Here is a 12,049-nt window from a genome sequence, read left to right as displayed (position 1 = left end):
ATAGCAATCATAAATAAGTTTGTAGTAAATATACAAATAACAAAAAATTTTCTGGTTATGAAAAATACTTACTCTGCAACTTCTAAATTTTGTCCATAAGGACATGATTCTAATAGAATAACTATATTACTTTAAATAATACTAAATAACTTGTACAATGGTATTATTTTAATCTGAAGATTGATGTAAACATGACCAATAATCAACCACAAGCATTAGGATCAGTCATTCAAGGTTCATTAAGTGAAGGATTAGAAGTGAGACTCCATCCCGATGTTTCCGTGGAAGATATGCGGGTAGGTAAGTTTTTAGTAGTACAAGGGACTCGATCGCGCTTTTTTTGTTTATTAACGGATGTCTCATTAGGCACATCTAACCCTCGAATCTTTACCCATCCGCCCGATCATAATGATAGCTTTTGGATGGACATTTTAGCAGGTAGCGACACCTACGGCACAATTGAAATTGCCCCCATGTTAATGTTAACTCTCACCGACACAGAAAAAGAGCTAGTTAACTATGACAATATTCCTCAATTAGAAGGCATAGAAACCAACCTGCAACTATTACCTGTCAAAACCATCCCTAGCCACTTCAGTCAAGTATATGAATCCACAGAAAGAGACTTCCGTTGCGTCTTTGGGTGGGAAAATGACCCCTACAAATGTAACTTTTCCATCGGACAACCTTTAGATATGGATGTGCCTGTCTGTATGGATTTATCTCGTTTTGTGGAAAGAAGTAACGGTATTTTTGGAAAATCTGGCACAGGTAAATCCTTTCTCACTCGCCTATTGATTTCTGGGGTTATTCGCAAAGAAGCCGCCGTTAACTTGATGTTTGATATGCACTCAGAATATGGTTGGGAAGCAGTCAGCGAAGCGAAACAAGCCGTTACCGTCAAAGGTTTAAAACAACTTTTCCCTAACCGAGTGGAAATCTATACCCTCGATGCAGAATCAACCCGTCGGCGGGGTGTCACCAATGCCCATGAATTGTATTTAAGTTATAGTCAAATTGAGATTGAAGATTTACGACTTATTGCCAGAGAATTAGGTTTATCAGAAGCAAGTCTCGACAACGCCAACATTTTAGCGTCAGAATTTGGCAAAGATTGGATTTATCAGCTAATAAACATGACAAATGAAGATATTTCCGTATTTTGCAACGAAAAACAAGGGCATCAAGGCTCAATCATGGCATTACAAAGAAAATTAAAACGCCTTGAAGATTTAAAATATATGAAGTCGGCTTGTCCCCACAACTATATCAAAGAAATTCTCTCTTTATTGGATGGCGGTAAAAACGTAGTAGTAGAATTTGGCTCTCAAGGAAGTATGCTTTCTTATATGCTCGTCACCAATATGATTACCCGTCGTATCCATACCGAATATGTGAAAAAAGCGGAAAAATTCCTCCAGTCAAAAAATGTTCTCGATCGCCCCCGTCAATTAGTGATTACCATAGAAGAAGCTCACCGTTTTCTCGATTCCAAAATAGTTCATCAAACCATCTTCGGTACAATCGCTCGTGAAATGCGTAAGTATTTTGTTACCTTACTAATTGTGGATCAACGCCCATCAGGGATTGACAACGAAGTAATGTCACAGGTAGGCACTAGAATAACTTGCTTACTTAACGATGAGAAAGACATTGATGCTATTTTTACGGGTGTATCAGGCGCTAGTGGGTTAAGATCAGTTTTATCAAAATTAGATTCAAAACAACAAGCCTTAGTATTAGGTCACGCTGTGCCTATGCCTGTAGTTGTGCGTACTCGTCCCTATGATGGTACTTTTTACGAGGAAATAGGGGATAATGACTGGCAAAATAAGAGTGATGAAGAAGTATTTAAAGAAGCCAAATCCGCCCTTTCTGACTTAGGTTTTTAAGACAATGTTGCTTATGAACAACTCTCAACAGTAAACTATATTAGTTTCAAATGAAAGTGAAACAGTTTAATAATAGTAATATTTATTACCATTGCCTATTCCCCATTCCCGATCTAAACTAAAAATCATTGCTTAATTCACCAACGCCACTTATTCTAACTCTCTATTTTTGATTAAAACTGTATGCAATCCTATTCTCTTTTTGCCCCTGCTAAAATTAATCTCCATTTGGAAATTATAGGCGATCGCGCTGACGGTTATCATGAATTAGTGATGATCATGCAAAGCGTTAATTTAGGAGATATAATTCACTTAAGAGCCAATGGTACTGACGAAATTCGCCTCTTTTGTCAAAATCCTCAAGTGCCTTTAGATGATACTAATTTAGCCTATAAAGCAGTGCGTTTAGTACAAGAAAAATATCCTACCCTCAGTCGTAACTATGGCGGAATAGACATCACCATCGAGAAAAATATCCCCGTTGCGGCAGGATTGGCAGGAGGCTCAAGTAATGCGGCCGCCGTCTTAGTAGGGCTTAACCTCATGTGGAATTTAGGCTTAACTCAACCAGAATTAAAAGATTTAGGGGCTTTATTAGGTTCTGATGTACCCTTTTGTATTTCAGGAGGAACTGCGATCGCTACTGGTAGAGGAGAGCAAATTGAGCCATTACCCGATTTAAAAAATTTGTGGGTAATCCTCGCAAAATTCAGTAACATCAGCGTTTCCACAGGATGGGCATACAATACTTATCGAGAACAATTTAACCATGAATACATTTCCAATCCCCAAGAAGTGAAACAACGCACCCACGAAATTCATAGCGGTAACTTAGTCAAAGCTATAAGTAAAAGCGATTACAAGCAAATTGGAGCTTTACTGTACAATGACCTTGAAAAAGTCGTTTTACCTGAATATAATGCCGTAAATGAACTTATAGAGGCATTTAAAAGCAAAAATGTATTAGGATCGATGATGTCTGGTTCAGGACCCACAGTATTTGCATTGTGCGACAAAAAAGAGGAAGCCGAAACAATCATGGAAGAAGTAAAAGAAAGTATAAATGATCCCAACCTAGATTGTTGGTTAACCCAAGTTTGTCCTCATGGTATCATGGTTAATCAATAAGAGTGATGAGTTAAAATAAAGATCAGAATTTCCCCTCTCCTCTCCGTGAAACAGGCATCTTGCCTGTATTTTACTCAAAATGTATCCCCGGCAGATGTGTAACTAAAGTCATCAAAGAGTTTTATCAACCATCAAATGTCCTTGACATCTTTATTAAAAGAGAAACGAGCAGAAATAATAGCAATCGCCGCAAAGCATGGGGCTTTTAATGTTCGTGTTTTCGGCTCAGTGGCAACGGGTAAAGAGAAAGAAAATAGTGACATAGATTTTTTAATTGACTATGACCCACATAAGGTTACATCTTGGTTTCCGGGAGGGTTATTAATGGATTTACAAGATTTATTGGGGTGTAAAGTAGATATTGTTACCGAAGATGGAATTAATCATTTAATTAGAGATCGTGTTTTAAGAGAAGCAAAACCTTTATAATAATTGAATTCCGTATTAGATTTCCTTCAAAGCTACAATCAATTTCGATTACTAATTATATTTATGGAAATAGGAAATTTTCGCTTACATCCAGATACCATCGCAGAGGTGAAAGAAAGAGTTGATTTAGTGGAAATTGTTTCTGATTATGTGGTGATTCAGAAAAGAGGCAGACAATATACAGGATTATGCCCTTTTCATGAGGAGAAAACCCCTAGCTTTACCGTCAATCCTACCAAGCAATTATATTACTGTTTCGGTTGCGGGGCAGGAGGAGGGGCGATTAAATTCTTAATGGAAATTGGTAAACAGTCTTTTAAGGATGTTATTTTAAATTTGGCTCAAAGGTATCAAATACCTGTTAAAACTTTGGGGGCTGAGGAGCAAAAAGAGATTCAAAAACAGATTTCTTTACAAGAGCAATTATATGAAATTTTAGCGGTAGCAAATTATTTTTATCAACATAGTTTACAGCAAGAGGAAGGAAAATTTGCCTTAGACTATTTACTTAATCAAAGAGGTTTAAGCAAAGAAAATATTGAGGAATATAAATTAGGATATGCTCCTAGTGGTTGGAATACTTTATATAATTATTTAGTGGAAATTAAAAACTATCCCTTATTATTAGTAGAACAAGCAGGATTAATTAAAAAAAAATCAAAAGGAGATGGTTACATTGACTATTTTCGAGATCGTCTTACTATTCCTATTCAAGATAATCAAGGTAGAATCATCGCTTTTGGGGCGAGAAGTTTAGATGGAAGTGAGCCAAAATATTTAAACTCTCCTGAAACGGATTTATTTTCTAAAAGTAAAACTTTATTTGGGATTAATTACGCCCAATCAGAAATTATCAAACAAGATAAAGTAATAGTAGTAGAGGGTTATTTTGATGCTATTGCTTTACAACTAGCAGGAATTAAAAATGTGGTGGCGGTGTTGGGTACTGCTTTGACAGAAAAGCATATTAAACAACTATCTCGCTATACTCAATCCAAGGAAATCATTGTTAATTTTGATGCAGACAAAGCAGGAGTTAAAGCGACGGAAAGGGCAATAAAAGAAGTAGAAAGTTTAGTTTATGCAGGACAAATTAAGTTAAAAATTTTAACGATTCCTGAAGGTAAAGATGCAGATGAGTTTTTAAAATCTGATGAAAATAGTATTAATAAATATCAGGAATTAATTAGCAAAGCTCCCTTATGGTTAGATTGGCAAATTGAGCAATTAATTGAGGGTTATAATTTAACTAAAAGTGATGATTATGAAATTGTTTTCAGTGCTTTATCTCGACTATTAAATAAAATTAGTAATCAGGCGACTAGAGATGTTTATTTATCTTCTTGTGCGGAAATTTTAAGTAGTAAGAGAAGTAATTTAATTGGTCTAAATAGTGAGGAGTTTAAAAGGATATATCAAAGTCTCCATCAATCTCTAAAACAGTTTAATAATGGATTTAATCGCAAAAAATATTATAAGTCTTTAGGAAAATCTTTTCAAAATCAACAAACATCTGAGGCTGAGTTTTTATTACTGTTAGTTTATATTCACTGCCCTAGTTATCGAGAGCAAATTCTTGATTTATTAGAGGAAAAAGATTTAGTTTTTAGTTTGGCTCACCATCGTTTTTTATGGCAAAAAATTCACGAAGTACCTGTTAGTCAAGTTATGGAAAAAAATACTAATTATTTATTACTAACTCTCCAAGAAACTATTATTGATAATAGCGAATTTAATCAATTATTAATTCCTTTATTTCATATTCAAGAAAATAGACAACCTATATTATCTGATCCTTCCCATTATATCCAAGCTGCGATCGCATCTTTAGAAACTATTAATTTAGAAAAATATAAACAATATTGCCAACAAAAGTATAGTGAATTTAGTCAAGAAAATAATTATGAAAAAATGGATTTTTATCAACAAGAAATAATAAACGCAATTAATGAATTAGAAAGATTAAAGTCTTTAAGAAAGGATTAATATTAGAAACAAGAACAATGATTGTTCGATTTACTCTCCCACTTCATCAAAAACTATTGCCTATCAGCTAAAATTAGTTACAATAGAAAGGATCTAAACAAAATATATCTACAAAAAGAATTCACCTTGACAATTTTTAGCCTTACAATTATCCTAAAATCCATTTTCAACTTTAGTAATTTAAGGAGAAGTCTATGTTAGACCGCAAGATCTATCAAATTTACAAAGAAGGTTGTGATGTCTCTATTTTCTTGCGGGATCAACAACGTTGGATTGAAGATGCACGTATCATCGGCATAGAAGGTGACATCGTGACCATCCGTTATGAAATGGACGAAGATTACGAAAATAGCTCGTGGGAAGAATTTGTCCGTTTAGATAGTATTGGTGCAGTTAGTCGTAAACTAGCATCTGTTCCTCGGGGCTATACGGATTTATTAGTTTCTGATGAGTGTCCTGAAGCAGAACAAATTTACCCTCGTCATCAGGATCAAGACCTCTAATTTTCAATTTACCGGTTTCGTGTAGCCTTATTTTTTCCAGTATTTAGTTGTATTAATCACAATTAAGAATGTCTTTAAATCAATTTCAGGTGTGTGAAGGGGATTTATCTCCCGAAATTTTCCGTCAATATTCAGAATCTGACTGTTTGGCAATGGATACAGAAACTATGGGCTTAATCCCTCAGCGCGATCGCCTCTGTTTAGTACAAGTGTGCGATCGCAGTGGTTTAGTTACAGCCATTCGCATTGCCAAAGGACAAACAGAAGCCCCTTTATTACAGAAACTCTTAGAAAATCCTGACATCACTAAAATTTTCCACTATGCCCGTTTCGATGTAGCTCAATTTAAAAATACTTTTGGAGTAGAAACAAAATCTATTTTCTGCACTAAAATCGCCAGTAAAATTGCCCGTACTTATACTCAAAGTCACGGCTTAAAAAGTCTAGTACAAGAATTAGAAGGGGTTGAGTTAGACAAAAAAGCCCAAAGTTCCGATTGGGGGAATGTTAATAGTCTAACACCCGAACAATTGAGCTATGCCGCCAATGATGTTCGTTATCTTATCCCCGTGAAAGATAAATTAATTACAATGTTACAAAGAGAAGACCGTTGGTCATTAACTCAAAGATGCTTTGAAGCTATTTCTCTTTTTGTTGACTTAGATTTGATGTATTACAACAATGTTTTTGAACATCAGTCATAAATAGAATTGGCTCTCTTACTTTGGATATGACAAATTATCTGTAAAAAAAAGGTATCAGGCATCAGGTGGTAGGTTTTAGTTGAATTAAAATTGCTAATTTATAACAATTGTACTTTCGATCTGAGCAAAACTTTGTCAGTTAAAGTTTGTACTAATTATTTTATAGTAATTTACCATAATCACATTCTAAAGAGACACTAGATTTACTTATTTAAAGTATCTTATTTGCTCAAATAAATTCTTAGATCTTCTGCTATGGTAGGGGGAACTAAATGCTCTATTTCTCCCCCCAATTTAGCAATTTCTTTGACTACACTACTACTAATAAAACTAAGTTCCGTATTAGTTGCTAAAAAAACGGTTTCTAGGCTATTTTCAAGAGTTTTGTTAATATGTGCCATCTGTAATTCTTGCTCAAAATCAGACATAACTCTTAAGCCCCTGAGTAATACTCCTGCCTTTTTTTTCTTGGCATATTCCACCGTTAAGCCAGTAAAACTATCAACTTCTATATTAGGAATATTATTTACACATTGTGTGATTTGTTGAACTCTTTTTTCGATGGAAAATAAAGGTTTTTTGTTAGGATTTTTTAGGACTGCAACAATAACTTTTTCAAATAAAATACTACTTCTTTTTATTAAGTCTAAATGTCCCAAGGTTATAGGGTCAAAACTGCCGGGGTAAATAGCTATCATTATCAAATATTAAAGTATTAAACTAAGCCAATAAATTTTTTTTACTAAGAATAAATTATTAATCCTATACAAATTTTAAATATCAACAATCTAGTATAAATTTATCTGCTCAAAAAGAATAGGGAAAAGGTTAAAATAATAGTCTTTTCTGTTAATTGACTAATGAGGGAATTCAGATGAATTTTTTGATTTCAAGCTGACTCAGGAACAAAACTAAGCATAATATTATTAACTGTACTATATAAATCCTCTCGACTGTGAAAGCCCTCAAAACGATGAATTATCTTTCCTTTGTTGTACAGAATAAGTGTAGGCAAATTTTTGAGACGGTGAGTATTAGCTAATTGTAAGTTGTCATCAGCATTGATACTCGCAATTTTTAATTCTCCTTCCCACTGAGATTCTAGCTGACTCAAAATCGGATTAAGCATCATACATAAACCACACCAAGGCGCCCAAAAATTAACTAACACAGTTTGAGATGATTCTAAAACTTGTTGATTAAAAGTATCTTGGTTGACAGAAATCATGTGTATATATAATTATTATTGCAATTGTTTGTATTTTATTATGAAAGTGATAAGAGTTGATAGTAATTGATTGTTGGTTGAAAAATAAATATCACTATCACTCTAGTTGATCCCTTTACTATATTTTGCAGGAAACAGAGGGTTTCATCTAGTTAAATTAAAGATTTATTCTACTGGTTGCTGTCATTAACCAAGGGTGAAGCCACCAAAATAGCAAAACAAAGCCCGTTACTCCCACATAGGCAGGGCGGAAAAATTCTTTTATTTCTAGCTTTTGTCTGCCGTCTATTATTGCGAGAAAGGGAATTATAGATGTTCTTTCTTTAACTTTTATAAAGGCTTCTCCGTAACGTTTTGTTAAGCGATAATCCCCATGCCAAACAGCAAACAGATGATGAGCAATTAAACCGAAGGATGTAACGAGGGTAAAAGTAGTACCTAACCAAATGGTGTGAGCAATACACCATATTACCTGCCCTACCATTTGCGGATGACGGGAAATACGGATAATACCTGTTTCGTAGAGATGAACTTCTGGTTTGGCAACGGCGGCTATTTCTAATAGGTTAAAAGTGGCGGGATAGAGGAAGATAAAAGAAATGAAAGAGAGAATCCACACTGTTTCTTTAATTCCTGAAATATCTTGTACTTGCCATAATACCAAACCATCGTAGCGATGATTGAAAAAATAAATAATCAATACAGTGGCTAAAGGTATGCTAACAAGGGCGAAAAAAACTCTGTATAGCCTAGCTCCTATTTTTTTCTCTGCCCACATTCTCAAGGCGGCTAACCCACTATGTGCGATCGCAAATGTGAATAGTAGGGCAATGATGATAAAATGGCTATTGTTCATCCATAAAGGCAGTTTGAGGTGGAATTGAGCAAAAAAACATCGATAAATAGATTCATACGCAAAAAAAAACATCTTTTCTGAGAAAAAGTGCAACATAGAGTTTATACTTAGGGAATAGATATATAATTAATACTTATTCTATTGGTAAATGGTATCTTATTAATAAGAAAAGTTAAAATTAGCCCCCTTTTTATTGAAAATTAGTCATCTCAGAATTAAGACTATAATTGCCACTATTACCTAATTTAATCAACTTATGTCAGATATTCCTTTTTCTCTTGACCAATTACGGATTCTAAAAGCCATTGCTGATGAAGGTAGCTTTAAACGAGCGGCTGATAGCTTATTTGTGTCTCAACCGGCTATTAGTTTACAAATCCAAAATTTAGAAAAACAATTATCCGTACCCTTATTTGATAGGGGAGGAAGGAAAGCTCAACTGACAGAAGCAGGTAATTTACTTCTTGCCTATGGTGAAAAAATTATTACCCTTTGTCAAGAAACCTGTCGTGCGATCGAAGACTTACAAAATTTACAGGGTGGGACTTTAATTGTCGGGGCTTCTCAAACTACAGGTACATATCTTTTACCTCGTATGATAGGCTTATTTCACCAAAAGTATCCCTATGTTTCTGTTCAACTACAGGTTCACTCTACCAGACGCACATCATGGGCAGTGGCAAATGGGCAGGTTGACTTGGCTATCATTGGTGGGGAAGTGCCAACAGAATTACATGATGTTTTAGAAATCATCCCTTATGCGGAAGATGAATTAGCCTTGATTATACCTCCGAATCATCCTTTAGCGGAACAAGAGACCATTGCTAAAGAAGATTTATATAATCTCAACTATATTACCTTAGATTCTCAATCGACTATTCGTAAAGTTTTAGATCAAGTTTTAACTCGTTGTGAGATTAATACCAGTGATTTGAAAATTGAAATGGAGTTAAATTCGATCGAAGCTATTAAAAACGCTGTACAATCGGGATTGGGGGCTTCTTTTGTGTCTGTGACTGCTATTGAGAAAGAGCTAAAAATGGGCATTATTCACCGAGCCTATATTGACGATGTAGAGATAAAAAGAACACTATCTGTCATTGTTAATTCTAATCGTTATCGTTCTAAAGCGGCAGAGGCTTTTATCAAAGAAATATTACCTCAGTTTTCTAGTGAAAATCATGTGTCGGAATTAGATAAACTTTCCAAAAATAATAAGCAATACTTAGTCATAGAAAATGATAAAGGAATAATTTAGTAATTAAGACGAGGCAATAGGGAATAGGCAAGAGGCAATGGGCAATAGTTTATAGTTGATAATAAATAATAAAAACACCTGAAACCTGACAACTCTTTCCTAACTCTTAACCTCCACATCCTTTTTTTTCCAAAGTTTAATAATTTTAGGTACAATCGTCATTACAAAAAAAGAGAGGAAATCAGATGATTAATCACTTATCTTTAGAGTTTTTAGCTGTTGCAGGGGAATTTCCCGTATATTTCGTTGCTGTTTATGTGGTGGGTTTTATTGCGGCGGTTGTAATAGGTTCGATCGCATGGTATAGCTCAAAACGTCCTGTTGGTTGGGAAGATGCAGAAAAACCAAACTTTATTCCCGAAGTCAAAACCAAAGAAAATGAAGAAAATAAAGAATAAAAAAATGAGTAATAACTAGAAGTCACCGAGTCTGGAGTCAGAATTTTTTTCCTATCAACTATTCACTATTCACTCATTGCCCTTTTCTTACACCACCGAAAATTTTATAAATTTTATATCGAACAAAGTTTAGTTACTATAGCTTTAAACTCCAAACTCTAAATTGTAAATTCCTCATGGCATCTAAACCCGTTGTTACTTCCTTATATTCCTTAGCCCGTACGAGCTTACAACAGTCTGTATCATGGTATTCTAGTCAACGCCGTCATTGGAATTATCCCCCAAATGCAGACTTACAGGGGGCGGTAAGAGATGATTTAAGGGCGTTGAGGGCAGCTAGTGAAAAGTTAGAGCAACAAATCATTAAAATAGCCGCTTTTGGTTTAGTTAGTCGGGGAAAATCTTCCGTAATTAATGCTTTACTGGGAGAAAAAGTTTTAGATACAGGGCCTATTAATGGTGTCACCAAATGGCCTAAATCGGTTTCATGGAATCCCCCCAGTGGCAAAGTAAAGATAGAGTTAATCGACACTCCGGGGTTAGATGAAATTGACGGCGAAACAAGGGCAAATATGGCAAGGGAAATTTCTGCCCAAGCGGATTTAATTTTATTTGTGATTGCAGGGGATATTACTCGCACGGAATATTTGGCTTTATTGGAGTTAAGACAGGCTTTAAAACCTTTAATTTTAGTTTTTAATAAAATTGATTTATTTCCCGAAACGGATTTAGATACTATCTATCAACAATTACAACAGTTAAGCAATCAAACCCATAAGCCTTTATTTACCCCTGATGAAATCGTGTTAATTTCTGCCCAACCGCAACCCCTACCCGTAAGAATTGAATTGCCTGATGGTAGTGTTGGCGAAGAATGGGAATATCCAGCACCAATGATTCAACCTTTACAAGAAAAAATCTTACAAATTCTTAACCGTGAGGGTAAGGCTTTATTAGCACTTAATTCTCTAACTCAAGCAAAAGTAGCCCAGAAAAATATTGCCCGTAAAACTATTGAGATGAGGGGTAAGGAAGCGGAGGAGATTATTTGGCGTTATGGCAAGTATAAGGCTTTGATTGTGGCAGTAAATCCCATTGCTTTTCTGGATTTAATGGGAGGTTTTGTCTCTGATTTGATGATGATTCGTGCTTTGGCTAGGCTTTACGGTTTACCTATCACCAGTTATGAAGCAGGAAGGTTATGGCAAACTATCATTAAAAGTCTCGGTAGTCTCTTGTTGGGGGAGGTGGCTTCTATGATGATGTTGGGGTGGGCTAAAACTGGGGCAATTATTAGCAGTTTATGGGAAAATCCTTCTGGTTTTACAATGATTGCCTCTACTGCCTTGACTCAAGGTGCGATCGCAGCTTATGGTTCTTATATAGTAGGAAAGAGTACCCAAGTTTATTTAGAGAACGGATGTACATGGGGAAATTATGGTTTAGATACGGTGATTGGAGAAATTATTGCTCAATCTCCCCCTGATGCGATTATATCCCGTTTGAGAGGATAGGCAGTTGGGGGATGAGGTGTCAAGTTTCAGGTTGCAGGTTGCAGAAGTTAGGGAAATGAGTTAGGAGTTAAGAGTTAGAAGTTATTAATTATCAACTATTTACCTTTGCCCCTTGCCCTTTACCACCCTTTGCCCTTTTAACTCCATCGATTT

General features: G+C 35.2%; 12 protein-coding genes. 9 read left to right on the top strand and 3 right to left on the bottom strand.

Going from position 1 to position 12,049, the window contains the following annotated elements:
- Positions 1-191: 191 nt before the first annotated feature.
- The 6 genes from Dongsha4_RS12670 (at position 192) to Dongsha4_RS12645 (ending at position 6,642) form a co-directional block, all read left to right on the top strand.
- Positions 192-1,892 (top strand): ATP-binding protein, encoded by a 1,701-nt coding sequence (locus Dongsha4_RS12670; protein WP_330202731.1) that lies wholly within the window; start codon positions 192-194, stop codon positions 1,890-1,892.
- 183 nt (positions 1,893-2,075) lie between these two features.
- Positions 2,076-3,020 carry a 4-(cytidine 5'-diphospho)-2-C-methyl-D-erythritol kinase gene (gene ispE / locus Dongsha4_RS12665; RefSeq protein WP_330202730.1) on the top strand — a complete coding sequence of 315 codons (945 nt, stop codon included), beginning with the start codon at positions 2,076-2,078 and terminating at the stop codon, positions 3,018-3,020.
- Between the two features lie 135 nt (positions 3,021-3,155).
- The gene (locus tag Dongsha4_RS12660; RefSeq protein ID WP_330202729.1) at positions 3,156-3,449 is read left to right on the top strand and encodes a nucleotidyltransferase family protein; all 294 of its coding nucleotides are present in this window, start codon (positions 3,156-3,158) and stop codon (positions 3,447-3,449) included.
- A gap of 63 nt (positions 3,450-3,512) precedes the next feature.
- On the top strand, positions 3,513-5,435 hold the full coding sequence (dnaG, locus tag Dongsha4_RS12655; protein WP_330202728.1) for a DNA primase: 1,923 nt from the start codon (positions 3,513-3,515) through the stop codon (positions 5,433-5,435).
- A gap of 194 nt (positions 5,436-5,629) precedes the next feature.
- On the top strand, positions 5,630-5,938 hold the full coding sequence (locus tag Dongsha4_RS12650) for a DUF6679 family protein (protein WP_015218707.1): 309 nt from the start codon (positions 5,630-5,632) through the stop codon (positions 5,936-5,938).
- 68 nt (positions 5,939-6,006) lie between these two features.
- Positions 6,007-6,642, top strand: coding sequence for a ribonuclease D (locus tag Dongsha4_RS12645; RefSeq protein WP_330202727.1), 636 nt, complete (start codon positions 6,007-6,009; stop codon positions 6,640-6,642).
- A gap of 221 nt (positions 6,643-6,863) precedes the next feature.
- Here Dongsha4_RS12645 and coaD read toward each other — a convergent pair whose 3' ends face one another.
- The 3 genes from coaD to Dongsha4_RS12630 form a co-directional block, all read right to left on the bottom strand.
- A complete protein-coding gene (gene coaD / locus Dongsha4_RS12640; RefSeq protein ID WP_330202726.1) occupies positions 6,864-7,340 on the bottom strand; it encodes a pantetheine-phosphate adenylyltransferase in 477 nt (158 codons plus the stop codon).
- 191 nt (positions 7,341-7,531) lie between these two features.
- Positions 7,532-7,870 carry a thioredoxin family protein gene (locus tag Dongsha4_RS12635; protein ID WP_330202725.1) on the bottom strand — a complete coding sequence of 113 codons (339 nt, stop codon included), beginning with the start codon at positions 7,868-7,870 and terminating at the stop codon, positions 7,532-7,534.
- Between the two features lie 157 nt (positions 7,871-8,027).
- Complete coding sequence (locus Dongsha4_RS12630; protein WP_330205435.1) at positions 8,028-8,726, bottom strand: NnrU family protein; 699 nt, start codon at positions 8,724-8,726, stop codon at positions 8,028-8,030.
- Between the two features lie 256 nt (positions 8,727-8,982).
- On the opposite strand from Dongsha4_RS12630, the gene Dongsha4_RS12625 reads away from it, so the two are divergent.
- From Dongsha4_RS12625 to Dongsha4_RS12615, 3 genes are all read left to right on the top strand, one after another.
- The gene (locus Dongsha4_RS12625) at positions 8,983-9,984 is read left to right on the top strand and encodes a LysR family transcriptional regulator (RefSeq protein ID WP_015218700.1); all 1,002 of its coding nucleotides are present in this window, start codon (positions 8,983-8,985) and stop codon (positions 9,982-9,984) included.
- Between the two features lie 185 nt (positions 9,985-10,169).
- Positions 10,170-10,382, top strand: coding sequence for a photosystem II assembly protein Psb35 (gene psb35, locus Dongsha4_RS12620; RefSeq protein WP_330202724.1), 213 nt, complete (start codon positions 10,170-10,172; stop codon positions 10,380-10,382).
- A 176-nt stretch (positions 10,383-10,558) separates the two neighbouring features.
- Entirely contained in the window at positions 10,559-11,896 is a 1,338-nt protein-coding gene (locus tag Dongsha4_RS12615) for a GTP-binding protein (protein WP_330202723.1), read from the top strand.
- Positions 11,897-12,049: the final 153 nt, after the last annotated feature.

The sequence above is a fragment of the Cyanobacterium sp. Dongsha4 genome (genome assembly GCF_036345015.1).
In the GTDB taxonomy this organism is placed as follows: domain Bacteria; phylum Cyanobacteriota; class Cyanobacteriia; order Cyanobacteriales; family Cyanobacteriaceae; genus PCC-10605.
This window is presented reverse-complemented; position numbering and strand designations above follow the sequence as displayed.